The 20,860-nt window shown below is 70.0% G+C and carries 21 protein-coding genes; 15 read left to right on the forward strand and 6 right to left on the reverse strand.

Annotated features, from left to right (window positions below):
• Window positions 1-81 precede the first annotated feature (81 nt).
• The 7 genes from rsmD to EGK76_RS02390 all read left to right on the forward strand — a co-directional run bounded on the left by rsmD (window position 82) and on the right by EGK76_RS02390 (window position 5,380).
• Window positions 82-678 (forward strand): 16S rRNA (guanine(966)-N(2))-methyltransferase RsmD, encoded by a 597-nt coding sequence (rsmD, locus tag EGK76_RS02360; RefSeq protein WP_233580134.1) that lies wholly within the window; start codon window positions 82-84, stop codon window positions 676-678.
• A 72-nt stretch (window positions 679-750) separates the two neighbouring features.
• Complete coding sequence (coaD, locus tag EGK76_RS02365) at window positions 751-1,245, forward strand: pantetheine-phosphate adenylyltransferase (RefSeq protein ID WP_123831526.1); 495 nt, start codon at window positions 751-753, stop codon at window positions 1,243-1,245.
• Window positions 1,246-1,284: 39 nt separating this feature from the next.
• Window positions 1,285-1,836, forward strand: coding sequence for a hypothetical protein (locus tag EGK76_RS02370; RefSeq protein WP_096299477.1), 552 nt, complete (start codon window positions 1,285-1,287; stop codon window positions 1,834-1,836).
• Between the two features lie 155 nt (window positions 1,837-1,991).
• Window positions 1,992-2,246 (forward strand): YfhL family 4Fe-4S dicluster ferredoxin, encoded by a 255-nt coding sequence (locus EGK76_RS02375; RefSeq protein WP_096299475.1) that lies wholly within the window; start codon window positions 1,992-1,994, stop codon window positions 2,244-2,246.
• Window positions 2,243-4,027, forward strand: coding sequence for a gamma-glutamyltransferase (gene ggt / locus EGK76_RS02380; RefSeq protein ID WP_199730835.1), 1,785 nt, complete (start codon window positions 2,243-2,245; stop codon window positions 4,025-4,027). The genes EGK76_RS02375 and ggt overlap by 4 nt, the downstream gene beginning before the upstream one ends.
• Before the next feature lie 43 nt (window positions 4,028-4,070).
• On the forward strand, window positions 4,071-4,976 hold the full coding sequence (locus EGK76_RS02385) for an MBL fold metallo-hydrolase (RefSeq protein ID WP_123831527.1): 906 nt from the start codon (window positions 4,071-4,073) through the stop codon (window positions 4,974-4,976).
• Window positions 4,973-5,380, forward strand: coding sequence for an MAPEG family protein (locus tag EGK76_RS02390; RefSeq protein ID WP_096299469.1), 408 nt, complete (start codon window positions 4,973-4,975; stop codon window positions 5,378-5,380). The genes EGK76_RS02385 and EGK76_RS02390 overlap by 4 nt, the downstream gene beginning before the upstream one ends.
• 209 nt (window positions 5,381-5,589) lie before the next feature.
• On the opposite strand, the gene lpxH is transcribed toward EGK76_RS02390, so the two are convergent.
• The gene (gene lpxH, locus EGK76_RS02395; protein ID WP_096299467.1) at window positions 5,590-6,336 is read right to left on the reverse strand and encodes a UDP-2,3-diacylglucosamine diphosphatase; all 747 of its coding nucleotides are present in this window, start codon (window positions 6,334-6,336) and stop codon (window positions 5,590-5,592) included.
• Between the two features lie 80 nt (window positions 6,337-6,416).
• Here lpxH and gltX point away from each other — a divergent pair, with 80 nt between their 5' ends.
• Together gltX and EGK76_RS02405 are read left to right on the forward strand one after the other, a co-directional pair.
• The gene (gltX, locus tag EGK76_RS02400) at window positions 6,417-7,829 is read left to right on the forward strand and encodes a glutamate--tRNA ligase (protein WP_123831528.1); all 1,413 of its coding nucleotides are present in this window, start codon (window positions 6,417-6,419) and stop codon (window positions 7,827-7,829) included.
• 281 nt (window positions 7,830-8,110) lie between these two features.
• Complete coding sequence (locus tag EGK76_RS02405) at window positions 8,111-8,611, forward strand: transcriptional repressor (protein ID WP_123831529.1); 501 nt, start codon at window positions 8,111-8,113, stop codon at window positions 8,609-8,611.
• A gap of 238 nt (window positions 8,612-8,849) precedes the next feature.
• On the opposite strand, the gene EGK76_RS02410 is transcribed toward EGK76_RS02405, so the two are convergent.
• Window positions 8,850-11,108, reverse strand: a complete 2,259-nt coding sequence (locus EGK76_RS02410) for a TonB-dependent receptor (RefSeq protein ID WP_123831530.1) — start codon at window positions 11,106-11,108, stop codon at window positions 8,850-8,852.
• Between the two features lie 71 nt (window positions 11,109-11,179).
• Between EGK76_RS02410 and EGK76_RS02415 the strand changes: the two genes are divergently transcribed.
• Together EGK76_RS02415 and EGK76_RS02420 are read left to right on the forward strand one after the other, a co-directional pair.
• Window positions 11,180-11,575, forward strand: coding sequence for a MerC domain-containing protein (locus EGK76_RS02415; RefSeq protein WP_123831531.1), 396 nt, complete (start codon window positions 11,180-11,182; stop codon window positions 11,573-11,575).
• Between the two features lie 104 nt (window positions 11,576-11,679).
• Window positions 11,680-11,862 (forward strand): 30S ribosomal protein THX, encoded by a 183-nt coding sequence (locus EGK76_RS02420; protein ID WP_096299457.1) that lies wholly within the window; start codon window positions 11,680-11,682, stop codon window positions 11,860-11,862.
• Between the two features lie 83 nt (window positions 11,863-11,945).
• Here EGK76_RS02420 and hutI read toward each other — a convergent pair whose 3' ends face one another.
• Both hutI and EGK76_RS02430 read right to left on the reverse strand, forming a co-directional pair.
• Window positions 11,946-13,166 carry an imidazolonepropionase gene (gene hutI, locus EGK76_RS02425; protein WP_123831532.1) on the reverse strand — a complete coding sequence of 407 codons (1,221 nt, stop codon included), beginning with the start codon at window positions 13,164-13,166 and terminating at the stop codon, window positions 11,946-11,948.
• On the reverse strand, window positions 13,156-13,362 hold the full coding sequence (locus tag EGK76_RS02430) for a hypothetical protein (RefSeq protein ID WP_123831533.1): 207 nt from the start codon (window positions 13,360-13,362) through the stop codon (window positions 13,156-13,158). The genes hutI and EGK76_RS02430 overlap by 11 nt, the downstream gene beginning before the upstream one ends.
• A gap of 62 nt (window positions 13,363-13,424) precedes the next feature.
• Between EGK76_RS02430 and EGK76_RS02435 the strand changes: the two genes are divergently transcribed.
• The 4 genes from EGK76_RS02435 to EGK76_RS02450 all read left to right on the forward strand — a co-directional run bounded on the left by EGK76_RS02435 (window position 13,425) and on the right by EGK76_RS02450 (window position 18,539).
• A complete protein-coding gene (locus tag EGK76_RS02435; protein WP_123831534.1) occupies window positions 13,425-14,672 on the forward strand; it encodes a formimidoylglutamate deiminase in 1,248 nt (415 codons plus the stop codon).
• A gap of 210 nt (window positions 14,673-14,882) precedes the next feature.
• Window positions 14,883-16,538 (forward strand): serine hydrolase, encoded by a 1,656-nt coding sequence (locus EGK76_RS02440; protein WP_158613433.1) that lies wholly within the window; start codon window positions 14,883-14,885, stop codon window positions 16,536-16,538.
• Window positions 16,539-16,548: 10 nt separating this feature from the next.
• Window positions 16,549-17,775: a histidine kinase gene (locus EGK76_RS02445; protein WP_233580135.1), complete on the forward strand. Its 1,227-nt coding sequence runs from the start codon at window positions 16,549-16,551 to the stop codon at window positions 17,773-17,775.
• Window positions 17,772-18,539, forward strand: a complete 768-nt coding sequence (locus EGK76_RS02450; protein ID WP_123831537.1) for a LytTR family DNA-binding domain-containing protein — start codon at window positions 17,772-17,774, stop codon at window positions 18,537-18,539. Before EGK76_RS02445 ends, EGK76_RS02450 begins: the two co-directional genes overlap by 4 nt.
• A gap of 112 nt (window positions 18,540-18,651) precedes the next feature.
• On the opposite strand, the gene EGK76_RS02455 is transcribed toward EGK76_RS02450, so the two are convergent.
• A complete protein-coding gene (locus tag EGK76_RS02455) occupies window positions 18,652-19,191 on the reverse strand; it encodes a methylated-DNA--[protein]-cysteine S-methyltransferase (RefSeq protein ID WP_096300661.1) in 540 nt (179 codons plus the stop codon).
• A complete protein-coding gene (locus EGK76_RS02460; protein ID WP_123831538.1) occupies window positions 19,188-20,735 on the reverse strand; it encodes a DNA-3-methyladenine glycosylase 2 in 1,548 nt (515 codons plus the stop codon). Before EGK76_RS02460 ends, EGK76_RS02455 begins: the two co-directional genes overlap by 4 nt.
• Window positions 20,736-20,860: the final 125 nt, after the last annotated feature.

Here is a 20,860-nt window from a genome sequence, read left to right on the forward strand (position 1 = left end):
GCGGCGGTCGGGACGGGGATGGAGGAGAATGGCGCGCATGGTAGCACCCGCCTTTCAGCCGCCCCGTGTGGGCGCATCCGCTTGAACACGCCGCGCAACCGGCCGTCGAACACCGACCGGAACACCGGTCCGGGCAGCGTGCGGATCGTCGGTGGACGCTGGCGCGGCACGCGTCTGGACGTGCCCGCGGTCGTCGGCCTGCGCCCGACCTCCGACCGCGTGCGCGAGACCCTGTTCAACTGGTTGCAGCCGGCGTTGCCGGGCGCACGGGTACTCGATCTCTTCGCCGGTACCGGCGCGCTGGGGCTGGAAGCGGTCTCCCGTGGCGCGGCGCACGCCCTGCTGGTCGAACGCGACGCGGGACTTGCCGCAGCGCTCACTGCCACGGCGGCGCGGCTGCCCGGCGGTGATGCGGTCACGGTTCGTCGCGGCGACGCGCTGCAGATCGCAGCGGGCCTGCCTGCCGGCTCCGTCGACCTCGCCTTCGTCGATCCGCCGTTCGGCGCCGATCTGTGGCGGCCCGCACTCGAAGCGCTGGCACCGGCGATGGCGGCCGACGCCTGGCTCTACGTGGAATCGTCCAGCGCGCAGCCGGCATTCCCCGGCGGCGCATGGCGCCTGCATCGCGAGCTGCAGACCCGCGAGGCGCACTGCGCGCTGTACCGGCGCGACGGCTGATGCGCGCGGGCGGCGCTGCTACACTTGCGGCCCGCGCACCGACGCCCCCGAATCCGACAGCGAACGCAAGCCATGAGTGCGAGCCGCAACCGCATCGCCGTCTATCCCGGGACCTTCGATCCGATCACCAACGGCCACGTCGACCTCGTCGACCGGGCCGCGCCGTTGTTCGAGACGCTGATCATCGGCGTGGCCGAAAGTCCGGCCAAGCGGCCGGCGATGACGATGGACGAGCGGGTGGAGCTTGCGCGCGAGGCGCTCGCGCACCACGCCAATATCCGGGTCCTCGGCTTCGATTCGCTGCTCGCACATTTCGTGCACGAGGTCGGAGCCGGCGTGCTGCTGCGCGGCCTGCGCGCGGTTTCGGATTTCGAGTACGAGTTCCAGCTCGCCAGCATGAACCGCCATCTGATCCCCGACGTCGAGACCCTGTTCCTGACGCCCGCCGAGCAGTACGGCTTCATCTCCTCCACGCTGGTGCGCGAGATCTCGCGCCTCGGCGGCGACGTGTCGGGCTTCGTGCCCGCCGCGGTCGATCGCGCTTTGCGCAAACAAACGCAACGCTGACGTTGCCCACCTGAAACGCTACAGAAAGAGGGAAATCCCATGAAGTCCATTACCCGTGCGCTGCTGATCGCCTGCCTGGTCCTGCCGGTGATCGCCTGTGGCAAGAAGGAGGAAACGCAGGAGGTCGAAGTCGTGGCGGTCGCGGTGCCGACCACCGAAGACAAGGTCGCCTGGAACGCCTATCTCAACGATGTGGCCGGCCGCCACATGGAAGGCATCAACAACTCGCCCTATGTCTATCTGGTGCCGCCGCCGGCCGCGGCCGCGACCGATGCCCCGCCTGCGGACGTCACGACCACCGACGCTGATCCGACCCTGTCGACGCCGGTAGACGGCGCCTACGAGCGCCTGCTCGAGAAGGCCCAGCAGGACGTTGCCCGCGGCATCACCCGCGGCAACCTGCTGATCTTCGCGGGTCTGGATTCGGCCCGTACCGCCGATCTCGTCGTCGCGTCCTTTGCCCAGGTCGGCGCCGGCACGATGAACGGCGTGCGCGTGCTGTTCATCGGCAACGCGGCCGACAGCGACCGGGTCAAGGCCGTCGTCGAGCCCACCGGTTCGGAATACGTGTTCATCGACACCGCGGGCTGATCGCGCTCCCGGCGGCCGCCTTCGCGCCCGCCGTTTGATCCAGAACGCCACCGTGCCCAGGCACGGTGGCGTTTTTGTGTCCGCGCCCACAACAGGGGCGGAGCGCGTTCCACAACTGGAACACCAGTTGCGCAGGTGGCCCGTACAATGCGCGCATGTCTCTGAAGATCAACGAGCTCTGCGTCAATTGCGACGTCTGCGAGCCCGCCTGCCCGAACCAGGCCATCGCCCAGGGCGAGACCATCTACGTGATCGATCCGGCGCGCTGTACCGAATGCGTCGGCCATTTCGACGAGCCGCAATGCGTGGTCGTCTGCCCGGTCGAATGCATCGACCCCGATCCCGATATCCCCGAAACCCAGGTGCAGTTGCTCGCCAAGCTGGCGCGCCTGCGGCAGGAGGCGTCATGACGCGTGCCCGTATTCCGTTGGCCGGGATGCCGGCATTGCTGCTGTCGTTGTTGCTGCTGGCGGTCGCACCCTCGTGCGCGCGCGATGTCCGCGCGCCGGACGTTCCCGCTCCGGTCACATCGGTCGCTCCGGCGACGCCGCCGGGCAATGCGGTCGCCTCGGCGCATGCGCTGGCGACCGAAGCCGGCCTGCAGATCATGCGCGAAGGCGGCAACGCCTTCGATGCCGCGATCGCGACGTCCGCAGTGCTGTCGGTGGTCGAGCCGATCTCGTCGGGGCTGGGCGGCGGCGGCTTCTTCCTGCTGCACGATGCGAAGACCGGCCGCGACATCTTCATCGACGCGCGCGAGACCGCGCCGGCCAGCGCGCATGCCGACCGCTACCGTGACGTGAACGGCGAGTTCGATCGCGACCGGGCCGAGAACGGCCCGTGGTCTGCGGGAATTCCGGGCCTTCCGGCCGCGTTCGTGCATGTCGCCGAACGTTATGGCGCGCTGCCGCTGTCGCAGTCACTGGCGCCGGCGATCCGCATCGCCGAGGACGGCTTCCCGGTCTATGGCCGATTCGCCCGCGGTTACCAGTCGCGGCGCGCGGTGATGGAACGCTATCCCGGCACCCGCGCGGTGTTCCTCGCCGACGGTCGTGCCCCGCAGGAGGGCGACACGTTCCGCCAGCCCGATCTGGCGCGGACGCTGCGCCTGCTGGCCGAGCGCGGTTTCGACGGCTTCTACCGCGGCGAGACCGGCGACAAGCTCGTCGCCGGTGTGAATGCCGAGGGTGGTCAGTGGACCGCGGCGGACCTCGCCGCCTACAAGGTGATCGAACGTGAGCCGATCCGCTTCCGGTACCGCGGCTGGACCGTGACCACCGCGCCGCCACCGTCTTCGGGTGGCATCGCCATGGCGCAGATGCTGCAGATCCTCGAACCCTATGATCTGCCGGCCATGGACGATGCCGCGCGTGCGCATCTGGTGGTCGAATCGATGCGCCGCGCCTTCCGCGACCGCACCTTCTATCTGGGCGACCCCGATTTCGTCGACATTCCGCAGCGCACCCTGCTCAGCCGCGACTATGCCGCCGGCTTGCGCGCGACGATCAACCCCGACAGGGCGACGCCGAGCGAGCTGTTGTCGGGCAAGCCGACACCGCTGGAAGACGAGGAGACCACGCACTTCTCGATCGTCGACGCCGCCGGCAACCGGGCGGCCGTCACGCAGACGGTGAACCTGCTGTTTGGCAGCGGCCTGGTCGCGCCGGGCACCGGCGTGCTGCTCAACAACGAGATGGACGATTTCGCGCTGCAGCCCGGCGTGCCGAACGCGTTCGGCGTGATGGGTTTCGATGCCAACGCGCCCGCGCCGGGCAAGCGTCCGCTGAGTTCGATGACGCCGACGTTCCTCGAATCGGACGAGCGGGTGGCCGTGCTCGGCACGCCCGGCGGCAGCCGCATCATCACGATGGTGCTGCTGGGCATCCTCGGCTACGACGCCGGCCTCGGCGCGCAGGCGGTCGCGGCGCTGCCGCGCTACCACCACCAGTGGCTGCCGGACAGCATCTCGGCCGAGTCCGACACGTTCTCAGCCGACACCGCCGCGAAGCTGCGCGCTCTCGGTCATGCCGTCGATCTGCCGGGTGACCGCGCTGCGGGTGGACGCGGGTCGAGCCATGTCTGGGGCAACCTGCAGACGATCGAGTGGAACCGCGCCGAAGGCAGCCTCAGTGGCGGCAGCGACCCGCGCAATCCGGTCGGCGCCGCGAAGGTGGAGGCGGTCGCGCGCTGATGCCCGGCCTACAATCGCTGCAGGATCCGGCGGGGAGGGGCGCATGAAACTGTGGTCGATCGAAGGTAATTCGCAGAAGCTCGACGGCGGTTCGATGTTCGGCAACGCGCCGCGCGCGATGTGGACGAAGTGGGCCACGCCCGACGATCTCAACCGTATTCCGCTGGCGACGCGCGGGCTGCTGGCCACACCACTCAACGGCAAGACCGTGCTGTTCGAGACGGGCATCGGCGCGTTCTTCGAGCCCAAGCTGCGCGAGCGCTTCGGCGTGCAGGAAGACCGGCACGTGCTGCTGGATTCGCTGCGCGCCGCCGGTTTCGAGCACACCGACATCGATGTCGTCGTGCTCAGCCACCTGCACTTCGACCACGCCGGCGGCCTGCTGGCGCCGTGGGAGGAAGGGCGGGCGCCCGAGTTGCTGTTCCCCAATGCGACCTTCGTGCTCTCGACGCCGCACTGGCTGCGGGCGCAGCGCCCGCATCCTCGCGACCGCGCGAGCTTCATTCCCGGGCTCTGTGAACTGCTGGAGGCGACGGGGCGGCTGGAGTTCGTCGAAGGCGCGCGCGCGCCGTCGCTGGGCGATGCGGTGCGCTTCCATCACAGCGATGGGCATACGCCTGGAATGATGCTGGCCGAGATCCTGGGCCCCCGCATGCAGGACGACGGTCTGGCCCACGGCGGGGTGGTGTTCTGCGCCGATCTCGTGCCCGGGCTGCCCTGGGTGCACGTGCCGATCACCATGGGCTACGACCGCTACCCGGAACTGATCATCGACGAGAAGCAGGGCTTTCTCGCCGACATGGCCGCGCGCGAGGTGCGCCTGTTCCTGACCCATGATCCCGGTACCGCGCTCGCGCAGGTGGTGCGGGGCGACGACGGGCGCTTCTCGGCCACCCGTACCAGCGCGACGCTGATCGCGCGGGAGCTGCATGCGGAGGCCTCGTCATGACGCCGCGCATCTCCCTGTTGATCGCATCGCTGCACGTGCTGCTCTATCTGGCGCTGACGCTGCGCGTGATCCTGCACCGCAGGGCGCACGCGATAGGCCTGGGCACGGGCGGCGACGCGGTGCTGACCCGCAAGGTGCGCGTGCACGGCAACTTCAGCGAATACGTGCCGCTGGGGCTGCTGATGCTGGCGCTGCTGGAACTGGCGGCGACGCCGATTCCACTGCTCTGGGCGTTCGGGATCGCCCTGCTGCTCGCGCGCGTGCTGCACGCGATCGGGCTCGGTGGTTCTGCCGGCTACTCGTTCGGGCGCTTCAGCGGCGCCCTGCTGACCTTCGCCACCCTGGTCGCCATGGCACTGCTGGGCGTCTGGCGCTTCGCCGCGGGTGCCATGCTCGTGGCCTGAGAACGTCCTGAAACCGACGGCATGCCGCGTCGTGGAGCTGCTTGTCGGGGTGCTGCCAAGTGCGTGTAGATAAAGCGCGATGCTGCAGGCGCGCGAACGGCGCGGCGGCAGCGCGAGCGCGGGCATGCACCGTCGACGCAGATGCGGAGCGACCGCTCCGGGCCCGCGCCGCATCCTGCGGGCCTTCTGACCGCCCGGCAGCGGAGTTTCTAGCGGGCTTCAGACAGCGCCGACAGTTCGAGCCGCCCGTCGGCGTGCGCCCGCAATACCGACCCCTGCTCGAACCAGTCGCCGAGCACGATGCGCCGACAGTCCCGGTCGCCGACACGCAGCGTATGGATCGCCGGCCGGTGGGTGTGGCCGTGGATCATCGTGTCGATGCCGTAACGCACGAACCACTCGTAGACCGTGGCCGGTGCGACGTCGGTGACGCTTTCCATCGTGCCGGCGCCGCGCAGTGCAGCCGCGCGGGCCTGGCTGGCGTCGCGCGCCTGCTGGGCGAAGGCCAGGCGCACCGGCAGCGGTTGCGCGAGCATCTGCGCCTGCCATTGCGGGTTGCGCACCTGCGTGCGCACGGCCTGGTACTCGACATCGCCCGTGCACAGCAGGTCGCCATGGGTTAGCAGCACCGGGCGGCCGTAGAGATCGATCACCGCCGGGTCCGGCAGCAGGGTCATGCCGGCGCGGCGCGCGTACTCATGGCCGACGAGGAAGTCGCGGTTGCCGTGCATGAAGACGACCGGCACGCCTGCGGCCTTCAGCGCGGCCAGGTGCCGGGCGACCGCGGCCCCGGCTTCCGACGGATCGTCGTCCCCGACCCAGGATTCGAACAGGTCGCCGAGGATGTACAGCGCGTCGGCCTCGCGGGCCTCGCCGTCCAGCAACGCCAGGAACAGGGCGGTGATCTCCGGCCGCGCAGGATCCAGGTGCAGGTCGGAGATGAAAAGCGTGGTCATGGCGACATTGTAATCCGGCCGCCGGGGCCGACCGGGTGCGCCGGTTAGAATGCGCACTGTTCCCGCACCGAGCTTCGCGCATGTCCTGCCGCACCCGTTTCGCCCCCAGCCCCACCGGTTACCTGCACATCGGCGGCGCACGCACCGCGCTGTACTGCTGGCTGGAGGCCCGCAGGCGCGGCGGTCAGTTCGTGCTCCGCATCGAGGACACCGATGCCGCGCGCAGCACCCAGGCGGCGATCGACGCCATCCTCGAGGCGATGGACTGGCTGGGCCTGGACTACGACGAGGGCCCGATCTACCAGACCCACCGGTTGCACCGCTATGCCGAGGTCGCCGAGCAGCTGGTCGCCGCCGGCAAGGCCTACTACGCCTACGAGTCGAAAGCCGAGCTCGATGCGATGCGCGAGGCGGCGATGGCCGCCGGCGAGAAGCCCCGTTACAACGGCGCCTATCGCGATCGCAACGAAGCCAAACGCGACGATCCCAACCGCGTGATCCGGCTGAAGAATCCGCTCGAGGGCACGGTGGCCTGGGAGGACAAGGTCAAGGGCCGCATCGAGATCGCCAACAGCGAGCTCGACGATCTGGTGATCTTTCGACCCGACGGCTATGCCACCTACAACTTCGCGGTGGTGGTCGACGATCTGGACATGGGCATCACCGATGTCGTGCGCGGCGACGACCATGTGAACAACACGCCGCGCCAGATCAACATCTACCGCGCGCTCGGCGCGGATGTGCCGGCGTTCTCGCACCTTCCGATGATCCTCGACGAGCAGGGCGCCAAGCTGTCCAAGCGCACCGGCGCCGCCGATGTCATGCAGTACCGCGATGCCGGCTATCTGCCGCATGCCCTGCTCAACTATCTGGTGCGGCTGGGCTGGTCGCATGGCGACCAGGAGATCTTCTCCATTGCCGAGATGCAGCAGCTGTTCGACCTCAAGGACGTCAACGCCAAGGCGGCGCGGCTGGACATGGCGAAACTCGGCTGGCTCAACCAGCAGTACCTGAAATCCGACGATCCGGCCGAAGTCGCGGCGCACCTGGAATGGCATCTGCGCAAGGACGGCTACGATCTGGCGAGCGGCCCGGCGCCGACCGATGTGGTGCTGGCCCTGCGTGACCGCGTGCAGACGCTCAAGGACATGTCCGAACGCGCGGCGGTCTGGTACCGCCCGCTCACGACCTATGACGACAAGGCCGTCGCCAAGCACCTGAAGGCCGAATCCCGCGCGCCGCTGGTGGACGTGCGCGCGCGTTTCGCAGCCTTGCCGGCCTGGAACGTCGAGGCCATCGACGCGGCATTCCGCGAGACGGTCGAGACGCTGGGCCTGGGCATGGGCAAGGTCGCGCAGCCGCTGCGCGTGGCCATTACCGGCACGCAGGTGAGCCCCGACATCGGCCACACGGTGTATCTGGCCGGGCGCGATCAGGCGCTGGCGCGCATCGACGCGGCGATCGCGATGCTGCCCCCGGCGGATCCGACCTGAAAGTGGCGCTGCTTGCTGGTCCATGGTGCGACGCGCATGCCCTTCCGGGGTGCGCCGTCCTCGACACTGTCGACGCCCTGGCCTTGCCTGCCTGAGGCAGCGAGCCGGGACCGCGATCGCCGTCCCGGCCCAGGAACGAGAGCAAAGGCGGTCGCGCGGCGAGATCCATCGATCGCGCCGGACGCTGCGGACGCCGCGGACACGGCGCCCCGGTTCGCGGGCGTGTTCGTCGGCGTTCAGGCGCGCTTGAGTCCCCGCCGCCCCGCACTCATCATGGATGCATGGCCACGCACGCCCACCCCTGCACCGATCCGCATCATCACGTCGACGACGCCGCCGGTTTCATCGGCGCGGTGGAGCGTGCCTGCGGCGAACGCGGGCTGCGGCTGACGCCGATCCGGGCGTATGTGCTGGGCCTGATCGCAAGGGCGGGGCGGCCGCTGAAGGCCTACGACCTGCTGGACCAGGTGCGCGAGGGCGATGGCCCTGGCGCCGCGGCGCCGCCGACGGTCTATCGCGCGCTGGATTTCCTGCTGGCCAACGGCTTCATCCACAAGCTGCAGTCGGTCAACGCATTCGTGGCCTGCCACCACCCGAGCACGGCCCAGCACTCGGTGCCGTTCCTGATCTGCGACCGCTGCCACAGCGCGGTCGAACTCGAGGACGAGGCGGTCGTCGGCGCGCTCGATGCCCGCGCTCGCGCGCTAGGCTTCGTTCCGCAGGCGCAGACCCTGGAAGTGCACGGCCTGTGCGCGCAATGCGCGGACGCCGCAAACGCCTGACCCGACTTCCGGCGCAGCAGGCGGTGCATATGCCGAGCGGCAGTCGGCCATCGTCTGGCATCGCCGCGAATCTCATCAACGCCCGTGGCGGGACAGTACGCGTGCCTGCGTGCGCGCTGGGGCATGCCCCCGACGACGACGCGTACCGAAATGAAAAAGCCCCGCTGCCGGAGGCCGGAGCGGGGCGGAGACGACACAGGTCAAGGGCGAGCGATCTGGAACGCTGGGGGTTCGCGGGTCAGAAGAACACGCGGACCCCGCCGGCGACCATGCGCCCCGGCAGCGGCGCGAAATCGCGCAGCAGCGAGGTGTGCGGGCGGGCTTCGCGATCCGTCAGGTTGCGACCGTCGAGGAACAGTTCCCACTGGGTGCCGTCGGCTTCTCCCAGCCGCCAGGCGATACCGGCATTGACCAGGGTGTAGCCGGGGCTCGGATCTTCCAGCGCCGCAACGCGGTCCTGCTTCTGGTAGCGCACCGCGCCGGCGTGCGCCCGCAGGCCTCCGAGCGTCCAGTTGATGTCGGCGCCAAAACGCGACGGTGCGATCCGCGGGAGATTGCCGCCCATCGCGATGTCGGCATGGTGGTGGTGGCTGTGGTCGCCATGCGGCACATCGAAATGCACGTGACGCGTGCCGCTGCCGTCGAGTTGCGCGCGCACGATGTCGCCGAACACCCGCAGGTCGAAATCGCCGGCCTCCGACTCGACGAGGTGGAACTTCGCTTCGGCTTCCGCGCCGCGGAAGGTCGCATCACCCTGGGTCCACAGCCGCACCGGCAACCCGTCTTCGGCCACGCCGGTGTCGGCGAGGTAGGTGTAACGCTTGAACTTCGTCTGGTAGACCGCGGCCTTGAACTCGACGCGGTCGGTGTGTGCATGCAGGCCCACTTCAAGGCGCTGGCCGCGCTCGGTGTCGAGGTCGGCGTCGCCGATCTCGATCGAACGGGTCGCGATGTGCGGGCCGGCCGCGAACAGTTCTTCGTTGCTCGGCGCGCGCTCGGAGATGTCCGCACCGAAGCGCAGGTCGAACGTCTCCGACAGATGCCAGATCGCCGCGCCCGACAGGCTGCTCGCGTCGAACTTGCGCCCCTCGCCTGCGGCCGGATCGATCTCGACACGCTCGTGGCGGCCGCCGAATTCGAGCTTCACCGGGCCGAAGTCCTTCTCCTGCACGACGAACAGACCCAGGGTGTCGGTCACGCTCGGCGGCACGAAGGCTTCTTCGCCGACCGCGCTGAAATCGACATGGCCCACCTGCAGGCCGAAGGCGCCGTCCCAGCCGTTGAAGGTGTTCTGCACTGCTTCCAGGCGCGCCTCGGTTCCCTTGTTGGTGAAGCGCGTGGCAGCCAGGCCGCCTTCGAGTTCGACGTGCTCGTAGTCGTTGTGGGCGGCGCGCAGGTTCAACGCCCTGAGGAACGGCAGCGGATCGTAGATGCCGCCCTTCAGATCGATGCGGTTCTGCGCGAGATCGATGCGGACCGGGCCGTCTTCATGACCGTGCTCGTCTTCGCCATGGCCATGCCCATCGTCGTGGTCGTGCCCGTGGTCGTGCCCGTGACCATGGCCATGGTCGTGTCCGTCGTCGCCTTCGGCGTGGGCGTGGGCACCGTCGGGCAGTCCGTAGTTGGTGCGGTAGGTGCTCAGCGCGACGCCCAGGTGGCCACGCGCGCCGAACCAGGTCGCGCCGACTGCGCCGGCGCGGGTGCGGATCGAGCTGTTGGGCAGGGTGCCGTAGGCGTTCTCTTCCTCGCCGTCCCCATGGTCGTGGTCATGGTCATGGTCATGTCCGTCATCGTGGCCATGGTCGGGACCGTCCGGCACCTGCGCGAAACCCGGGATGTCGAAATCGCCCGTGTTGCGGATCAGGCCGTCGACATGCAGCACGAGGTTGTCCCCGCTGACGCCGTCGAGGCGGAACATGCCGCTGCGCTCGTCGCTGCCGCTGCCTGCGCGCAACTCGGCGCGGCCGCTGAGGGGCCGATCGGGCACTTCGCGCGCGATGCGTCCGTCGACGACGTTCACCGCGCCGCCGATCGCGCCGCTGCCGTAGAGCAGGTTGGCCGGGCCCTTGAGCACCTCGATCTGGTCGGCGAGGAAGGGCTCGATGCCGACGGCGTGGTCGGCGCTGACCGTCGAGGCGTCCATGCTGCCGATCCCGCCGGAGAGCACCTGCACCCGCGGGCCTTCCTGGCCGCGGATGATCGGCCGCCCCACGCCGGTACCGAAGAAGCCGCTCTGCACGCCCGGGAGCGAGGACAGCGTGTCGCCCAGATTACCGGCCTTGCGGTCCTCGAGCGCATCCCCGTGCAGCACCTCGATCGGATGGGCCAGGTCCTCGGCGTCGCCACCGAGTGGCGTGGCGGTGACCTCCACCCGCTCGAGCGTGGTCGGGTGGGCGTGCGTCTGGCTCTGGTTCTGCGCGAGCGTGGTCGCGGCTGGCAGCAGCAGCGCCACGGAGATGGCCAGGCGTGAACGGCGCGGCATGAAGCGGTGGGGCATGGCTGGAGTACACTGGAGAACGAGGAGCGAATGTTATAATGTCACGCAAATCCCCGCACCCCCCAGAAGACATGGCTGCCCAAGATTCCGCCCTTCGACGCGCAGACCGCGTCGGGTTCGCCGCCTCGTTCCTGTGTGCGATCCATTGCGCGCTGTTTCCGATCCTGCTGGCGCTGCTGCCGGCATTCGGTCTGAATCTGGGGGGATGGATCGATCTGGACCAAGCCTTCGTCGTGTTCGCGACCCTGCTCGGCGCGACCACGCTGACCCTGGGATGGCGGCGCCATCGCGCGTTCCGCGCATGGGCCCTGCTGCTGCCGGGCCTGGCGCTGGTCTGGGCGGGATCGTTCAGCCAGTTGCACGACCACACCATCGGCCATGCACTAGTCATGACGATCGGGGGGCTGCTGCTGGCCGGCGCGCATCTGCTGAACCTGCGGCTGACCCACGCCCACCGCGTCGGTTGAACGGGAGACCGGTTCCGGCCACGTGCTAGAATCCGCGGTCCAGTGCGCCGGAGCGGTGCACTTGCGTCCAACATATCAACACGCAGCATTCCAGGAGCACAGCAATGGGCAAGGGCGACCGCAAGACCCTCAAGGGCAAGCGCTACAATTCAAGCTACGGCAATTCCCGTTCGAAGGGTCTGGTCAAGGCGACGGGCACCGCGACCGCGCCGGTCGTGAAGAAGGCCGGCAGCAAGACGGTTGCCAAGGCGCCGGCGAAGAAGGCAGTGGCCAAGAAGGCCGGCTGAGTCTTCCAGCCTCTGCGCGTATTGAAAGCCCCGCATCCGCGGGGCTTTCGCGTTATGGAGCGGGCGGTCCGGGCGCGGCGGGTTCAGGCCAGCCGCTGGCCACCGGCGAATGACATCGTCAGCAGCGGGCCGCCGAGCCAGTAGGCGAGTTCGGCCGGATGCGCCAGTTTCCAGCAGGCGAAATCGGCGCGCTGGCCTACGGAAAGTCGTCCGCGATCGGTCAGTCCCAGCGCCTGCGCCGCGTGCACGGTGGCGCCGCGCAGCGCGTCCTCCGGGGTGAGGCGGAAATGCGTGCAGGCCAGTTGCATGGCCTGCCGTAGCGAGAGCAGCGGCGAGGTGCCGGGGTTGCAGTCGGTCGCGATCGCCATCGGCACGCCGGCGCGGCGGAACGCAGCGAGCGGCGGCAGCGTGGTCTCGCGCAATACATGGAACGCGCCGGGCAGCAGGACAGCGACCGTGCCGGCCCGCGCCATCGCGGCGACGCCAGCTTCTGATGTGTATTCGACGTGGTCTGCCGAAAGCCCGCCGAATTCGGCGACCAGCGCCGCGCCCGCGCCATCGCTGAGCTGATCGGCGTGCAGCTTCACCGGAAGCCCCAGCGCGTGCGCCACTTCGAACACGCGCCGCGTCTGCGCTGCGCTGAAGGCGATGCGCTCGGCGAACGCATCCACCGCATCGACCAGGCCTTCGTCGTGCAGCCGCGGCAACCAGCCGCAGACCGCCTGGATGTAGTCGTCGCTGCGCCCCGCGAATTCCGGCGGAAGTGCATGGGCGCCGAGGAACGTGGTACGCACGGTGATGCCGAGCAGCTCGCCGATGCGGCGCGCGACGCGCAGCATCTTGCACTCGTTGTCGAAGTCGAGGCCGTAGCCGGATTTGATTTCCAGCGTGGTCGCGCCGTCGGCCACCAGGGCCCGCGCGCGTGGCAGCGACTGGGCGAGCAGGGTGTCCTCGTTGGCTGCGCGCACGGCGCGTACCGTCGAGACGATGCCGCCGCCGGCGCGTGCGATCTCCTCGTAGCTGGCGCCCTGCAGGCGCTGTTCGAACTCCGCGGCACGGTTGCCTGCGAACACGACGTGGGTGTGGCAATCGATCAGGCCGGGGGTGACCAGGCCGTCCGTCTCGATGACCAGGTCGGTGCGCGCCTCGATGTCTTGCGGAAGTCGGGCACGCGGGCCGGCGTAGGCGATCACCCCGTCACGCCAGCCGAGCGCGCCGTCTTCGATCAGGCCATAGCCGGTGTCGTCGGCCAGCGTGGCGAGCGTTGCGCCGAGCAGCAGGCCGTCCCAGCGCTCAGTTGCCATCGCCGCCTCCGTTGAGACCCGCAAGTCCACCGCTGTCGACGAGATCGGTGCAGGTGGCGGGCAGGTCGCCCGCAGCCGTCCAGCCGCTGGCGCCTGACGCAGACGGTCTTGCGTCGAGATGCGCGGCCGTCGCGAGCACCGGCAGCGTGAGCCCCGCGCACACGATCGGGGCCGCGATGAGGATGGCGTTCGGCATCTGCTTCCTGTGCGCGCTTGGAGTGACGGGTTAGCCTAACGCACCGCCCGAGGAACCTTCCGATGCGAGATGCCGACACGCCGCATGTGCAGCGCACGCCCGCAGGCTGGCGCCTGCCCGGGATCGCCAATCTGCATTCGCACGCGTTCCAGCGGGCGATGGCGGGCCTGGCGGAAGTGCAGACCGATCCGGCGGATTCCTTCTGGACCTGGCGCGAGACGATGTACCGGATGGCGGCGCGTTTCGATCCGGGCCTGCTGCGCGCAGTGGCCACGCAGTTGTACGTGGAGATGCTCGAGGCCGGCTACACCACGGTGTGCGAATTCCATTATCTGCACCACGCGCCGGACGGCGCCGCGTATGCGCCCGCTACCGCGATGGCGGATGCGTTGATCGCGGCCGCGCACGACACCGGAATCCGCCTGACCCTGCTGCCGGTCCTGTACATGGCAGGCGGTTTCGACGGCCATGCGCTGGGGGCGCGCCAGCGCCGCTTCGGCCACGCGGTCGATGGCTATCTGCAACTGTTCGAGGACCTGCACGCGCGCCAGGGCGAGCACCTGCGCGTCGGCTGCGCGCTGCACAGCCTGCGCGCGGTGCCGGCCGAGGCGATGCAGGCGGTGCTTGCGGCTCTGCCCGCCGATGCCCGGGTGCATATCCATATCGCCGAGCAGGTCGCCGAAGTCGACGAATGCGTGGCCATGCGCGGCGCGCGACCGGTCGCCTGGCTGCTCGACCACGCGCCGGTCGATGCGCGCTGGACCCTGGTGCATGCGACCCATCTCGACGCGGCCGAGGTGGCAGGCATTGCCCGCAGCGGTGCGACCGTCGCGATCTGTCCGACCACCGAGGCCAACCTCGGCGACGGCCTGTTTCCACTGCGGGCGTATCTCGATGCCGGTGGCGCCTGGGGCATCGGTTCGGATTCGCATATTTCGGTGTCGCCGGTCGAGGAGCTGCGCTGGCTCGAGTACGGCCAGCGACTGGTCGCGCGACGCCGCAACATCGCCGTTGGCAGCGCCACGCCGAGCGTGGGCGCGACCCTGTTCGATGGTGTGCAGGCGAGCGCTGCCGCATCGACCGGCTTCACCTCGCACGAGGACGCCGTGGTCCTCGATGCCGCGGCGCCGGTGCTGGCTGGCGCAACCGCAGACGACGTGCTCGACCGATGGGTGTTCTCCGGCAACCGGCCGCTGGTGCGCGAGGTGCACGTGGGCGGTCGCTGGCTCGTTGCCGACGGACGGCATGCGCTGCGCGAGGACGCCGCGCGCGACTACGCCGACGCGATGCGCAAGCTGCTGGCCGACTAGCGCGGCGGCAGGCGCACTGGCGCTGTTCGCACGCACGGCCAGATGGACCTCGCGGTTGTGTAGCCCGATCCGCGCCATGCCCGTGGACGATTCCGCCATGCATCCCGCCTGCGCGCATTCCGTCCTGCGATCCGATGCGTTCGTCGCAAACCCCGGCGCGCCCGATGCCGGGCGAAGAGCATGGCAACATCCCAGACAGGAGGCCCTGACATGTTGCCGAACGCACTGACCCTCGCCGCGCTGCTCGCCTTGAGCGGCGGCGCATCCGCGATGACCGACGCCGCGCTCGCGGAGACCGTCGACCGGCGCCTCGCTGGCGACCGCACCGGCGCGTGCTTCGCGGTCGCGGTGGTCGAACGCGACGCGGTGGCCCGCGCCTACCGCTGCGCCGACGGCGCCGCGACGCCGCGCATCGGCGCCGACAGCGCGTTCGAGATCGGCTCGGTCAGCAAGACCATGACCGCCGCGCTGCTCGCCCAGCTGATCGAACAGGGCCATGCCTCGCTCGATGATCCGCTTGCAAGCCTGCTGCCCGAGGGCACGCCGGTCCCGACGTTCGATGGCCAGCCGATCCTGCTGCGCCATGTCGTCACCCATACCTCGGGCCTGCCCGCGCTGCCGGCGCGGATGCAGGTCACCGATGCCGCCGATCCTTACGCCGTACTGACCCCGGAAGCGTTGCTGGCTTCGCTCGGCGACGTGACCCTGTCGCGCGCGCCAGGATCGCAGTTCGAATATTCGAATTTCGCATCGATGCTGCTGTCGTACGCGGTCGCGCGCCGCGCCGGCCAGCCGCTGGAAACCCTGCTGCAGGAGCGCCTGTTCGCGCCGCTCGGGATGACCGGGGCGTATCTCGCGCAAACGCCGTCGCATGTGCGCGCGGCGGCGGGCCATCTGCCCAATGGCGAGGCGACGTCGGCCTGGACCATTCCCGGCGACATGGCCGGGGTAGGGGGCGTGCGTGCCACGCTCGACGACATGGTGCGCTACGTGCAGGCGCAACTCGGCCAGGCGCCCGGCGCCGACGCCGGACCCGTGCTCGCGTCATTGCGGGCCACGCAGCAGCCGGTTTCGCAGCAGCCGCCGATGGCGATGAACTGGATGATCGTGCCGCTGGCCGGAAGGCAGGTGCTGATGCACGAAGGTGGTACCGGCGGCTTCTCGTCGCTGGTGGGGTTCGATCCGGCGCAGGGCCGCGGCGTGGTGGTGCTGTCGGATACAGCGCTGACTGCGCTCGGCGGACTCGGTGGACTCGGCGCGCATCTGCTCGAGCCATCGATGCCGGTCACTCCGCCGCGCAGGCTGGCGACGCCGCCGGCCGAGCTCGTCGATGCGCTGGTGGGCACGTGGCAACTCGGCCCCGGCCTGCAGGTGGAACTCGCGCGCAAGGACGATGGCCTGACGATCCATCCGGTGGGACAGCCGGTCTTCGAACTTGCCTACGACGATGCCGGCGATTTCTTTCCCGTGCGTTTCGATGCCCTGCTGTCGCCGAGGCGTGCGTCCGACGGCAGCTACAGCTTCGTCTGGCACCAGGGCGGCGGCGCCATGCCGGCAACGCGGGTGCGCACGGCGGCGGAGCCCGCGCAAGTCCGCGCCGAGGCGACGCCGGTCGCGACGCTGTCGGATTACGCGGGTGTCTATCCGCTGGCGCCGGGGTTCGCGCTGACGATCGACCAGGCCGATGGTGAGCTGCGCGCCCAGGCCACCGGGCAGGGTGCTTTCACGCTCACGCCGTCGAAGGCGGATGTCTTCGAAGCGCCTGCGTACGGCATCGAGCTGCGCTTCGAGCGCGACGCCTCCGGCGCGGTCGTCGCACTCGATCTGCACCAGGGCGGCCGGGTCACACGCGGCGAGCGCGACTGAAGGCCGCGCAGTGACCGCCACCCCGGTGCCGCTCTACCAGCCCTTGCCCGACAGTGTCGTCGTCGGCGGAAACCTGCTGTGGACCCGCTACCGGCGCTATCCGGTGTTCAGTCTGCCGTGGCTCGGTGGACGGATCCTGCTGTTCGGCAGCGTGATCGCGGTGTTCTCGCTGCTGACCCTGCTGGGCACCCTGCTGTCGCCGGCGAGCGTGCGCGGCGCGCTGACGGCGACGGCCTACACCTTCTTCGGCTTCCTGCTGATCACCACCGCCGGTCCCGCGTTCGCCACTGCGGTCAGGCACATGCGCCTGCCGCTGGCCCGGGAACGCGTGGGCGTGGTGATCGCGCTGTGCACCGGCATCGGCGTGTCCTGGGTGGTGGATTCATGGGCGAGCGCGCGCATCAACGAATTCCTGGTCTCGGAGATGGGCAGGGGCGTCATCGATATCGACGCCGCGCGGCGCGAGGCGGGGACCGCCGCGATGCAGGCGGTCTCGGTGGTGATCAGGCTGCTCACCCTCGGGCTGATCTACGGCCTGCTGGGCGGCGGGGCGGCGTTGCGTGCGTACTTCCTCGAGCAGGGGCGCCTGTCAGAGAGCCGCCACCGCAGCGAACTGGCGCAGGCGCAGTCCCGGCGCCGCGAGTCGGAGCTGAGGCTCGCGGCGCTGCAGGCCCAGGTGGAGCCGCATTTCCTGTTCAACACGCTGGCTTCGGTGCGTGCACTGGTGCGGCAGGACGCCTCGCGCGCGGAAGCCACGCTCGATGCACTGGTCGACTACCTGCGCACGACCATCCCGCGCCTGCGCGATGGCGAGGCCGGCCTGCGCGCGACGCTCGGCGACCAGCTCGACATCTGCGCGCGCTACCTGGAAGTGATGCGCCTGCGCACTGCCGACCGCCTGCGCTACACGATCGAGGCCGACGATTCGCTGCGCGCGCTGCCCTATCCGCCGCTGCTGTTGATCACCCTGGTCGAGAACGCGATCAAGCACGGCATCGAACCCAGGCCCGGCGCAGGCCACGTGTGCCTGCGCGCGTGGCGCGAGGCCGACCAGCTCTGCGTGGCCGTGATCGATGACGGCGCAGGCCTGCAGCCCGGCATCGGCGGCGGCATGGGGCTGGCCAACGTGCGCGAACAACTCGCGGCGCGCTACGGAGCGCGGGCGAGCCTGCAGCTGTCGGGCGCCGTCACCGGCGGCGCGCGCGCCGAAGTGCGCACGCCACTGGAGGGCGGATGAGCGCGAACACCTGCGTCACCGCGCTGCTCGCCGAAGATGAAGCGCCGCAACGCGCTGCGCTGCTCGCCATGCTCGAGACCGCCTGGCCCGGGCTCGACATCGTGGCTGCATGCGAGGACGGCATCGCCGCGTTGCAGGCCACCGCCGAACACCGGCCGCGGGTCGCCTTCCTCGATATCCGCATGCCTGGCGTCGGCGGGCTCGATGTCGCGCGTGCAGTCGTCGCCGGCGGGGGGCTGGTCGTGTTCACCACGGCCTACGACGAATACGCGATCCGCGCGTTCGAGGCCGGCGCCGTCGATTACCTGCTCAAGCCCATCGTGCCGGCGCGCCTGGGGCTGGCGGTCGAGCGCCTGCAGGCGCGCCTGCGGCAGCCGCCGCGCGACGACATGCAGGCGGTGACCGAGCTCGAGGCACGCCTGCGCCCGCAGGGTGAGCGGCAGATCCGCTGGATCAGCGCGAGCGTCGGCGACCACGTGCGCATGATCGGCATCGACGAGGTGCTGTTCTTCCAGGCCCAGGACAAGTATGTCCGCGTGGTCACCGCGGACGGCGAGGCCCTGATCCGCACGCCGGTCAAGGAGCTGCTGGCCGGGCTCGATCCCGACGCCTTCTGGCAGGTGCATCGCGGCACCCTGGTGCGCGTGTCGTCGATCGACCGCGTGCGCCGCGACGAGTTCGGCAAGACCCGAATCAGCCTTCGCGGGCATCGCGAGTCGCTGCCGGTCAGCGCGGCCTTCGTGCACCGCTTCCGCGGCATGTGACCCTGCCTCCGGCAGCATGCGGGCGTGCCCCGACACGCCTTCGCACGCGCCTGCCGACGGCGGCTGGCGAAGCAGCCACGGGGCGCCCCGTTACCCGCAGGCCCCTGGCGAATCAATCGCGCGCGTCGCCATCCCCGCCGGCAAACAGGTCGTCGCGCGGCCTTGCACCCTCCAGTGACAACAGGAAGGCCTTGGTCGGAAGTCCGCCGCCGAAGCCGGTGAGCAGCCCGCCGGCACCGATGACCCGATGGCAGGGCACGACGATCGACAGGGGGTTGCGACCATTCGCCGCGCCGACCGCGCGCGATGCCGTCGGCCTGCCGATCGACCTCGCCAGTGCGACGTAGCTCGCGGTGGCGCCGAAGGGGATGCGCGTCAGCGCCTGCCAGACCACCTGCTGGAACGGCGTGCCGTGCGCGGCGAGCGGCAGGTCGAACTTGCGGCGTCGGCCGGTGAAGTACTCGTCCAGTTGCTGCTGCGTCGCATCGAGCACGGGGTGCGCGCCCTCGCGCCAGTCGTCGTTTCGGCGCACTGGATGCCTGGCCGACTCGAATTCGATCGCATGCAGGCCGGCGCCGGACGCGACCAGGAACAGGGGGCCGACAGGGCTGCCGATGGTGCGGGTGAAGACCGGGGCCGGATAGGGAGTCATGTGCGTCTCCGGGTTGCGGACGTGCGAACGGGCGCCGGACCGGGCGCGCGCGCGGGCACCGTCGTCGCGGCCTCGCGCCACAGGTGGAAGACCGCATAGCCGCGCCAGGGGTGCCAGGCATCGGCGTGCGCCCGCAACGCGTTGGCGGTCATGCGCGTGCCATCGGTCGGAAGGGTTTTCTGCAGCACCAGGTCTTCGGCGGGAAAGGCATCCGGATGGCCGAGTGCGCGCAGGGCGATGTACTGAGCGGTCCACGGGCCGATGCCGGGCAGCGCGACCCAACGCGCGACGAAATCGTCGAGCGTGCGCGAGCGGTCGAAATCCACCTGGCCATCGAGCAGGGCGGCGGCGATGCCGCGGATCGTCGCGATGCGGCTGCCGATCAGGCCAAGGCCATCGAAGTCGGCATCGACCAGCGCTGCCGGGGTCGGGAACACGTGCGCGAATCCGCGCGCGGCCAGTGTCTCCGGCAACGGCGCGCCGAAGCGTTGCGAAAGCCGCGCGGTCAGCGTGCGCGCCGCCGCGACACTGACCTGCTGGCCGATCACCGCGCGCACCGCGATCTCGAAGCCATCCCAGCCACTGGGCAGGCGCAGGCCGGGTCGCGCGCGGAGCAGTGGCGCAAGGCGCGTGTCGCCCGCCAGATGCGCGGCAATGACACCCGGGTCCGCGTCGAGGTCGAACATCCTGCGCACGCGCTGCACGGTGTCCTGCATCCGCGCGGGCGGGCAACCGTGCAGGCTCAGCCGCAATGCGCCGGGGGCCGGCTCGCTCCGGGTTGCCGGCCAGGCATCCACGCGCAGCCAGCCGGGAGCTTCGGCCGGGCCGATGACGCGGCTGTAGCTGCTCCCGTCGACAAGTTCGATACCGGGCAGGGCGCGGCCGCGCAGGAAGTCCAGCATCGCCGGCAGATCGTAGGGTGGCCGGTAGCCGAGCCGCAGCGTCAGTGCATCGCCATGCGCATGCTGCGGCGGCGCCCTGCGCAGCTCGCGCGGCGGCATGCGATAGGCGGCCTGGAACACCGAATTGAAACGCCGCAGGCTGTTGAAGCCCGACGCGAGGGCGATCTCGGTGACCGGCAGCGCGGTTTCGGTCAGCAGCTGTTTGGCGAACAGCAGGCGACGCGTGCCGCGCACGCCGATCGGCGCGGCCCCAAGGCGTTCGACGAACAATCGCCGCAACTGGCGTTCGCCGACATGCAGGCGCGCTGCCAGCGCCGATAGCGGCTGCGCGTCCAGCGCGCCGGCATCGATCAGCGCGAGCGCGCGGGCGACGATGTGGTCGCCCCGGTGCCAGCTGCCATCGGCCGGAGAGAGCTCGGGCCGGCAGCGCAGGCAGGGCCGGAAGCCGTTGGCCTCGGCCGCCGCCGCATTGGGGTAGTAGACGACATTGCCCGCACGCGGCGCCGGTGCCGGGCAGACCGGGCGGCAGTAGATGCCCGTCGTGCGCACCGCGGTGAAGAAGAGCCCGTCGAAGCGCGCATCGCGACTCAGGCGTGCCTGTTCGCAGACGGCGGCATCGGGCAGGGCGGTCGGAGGCGACATGCGATGCAGGCTAGCACCGGGCCTGCGGCCGGACTGGCCGTTTTCGGACATGGATGTCGCAGCGTGCCTTGGGTGTTCCGCGAGTACCTGCCCTCACCCCAACCCCTCTCCCGGGGGGAGAGGGG

It is taken from the genome of Luteimonas sp. 100069 (genome assembly GCF_003813845.1).
Lineage (GTDB): Bacteria > Pseudomonadota > Gammaproteobacteria > Xanthomonadales > Xanthomonadaceae > Luteimonas > Luteimonas chenhongjianii.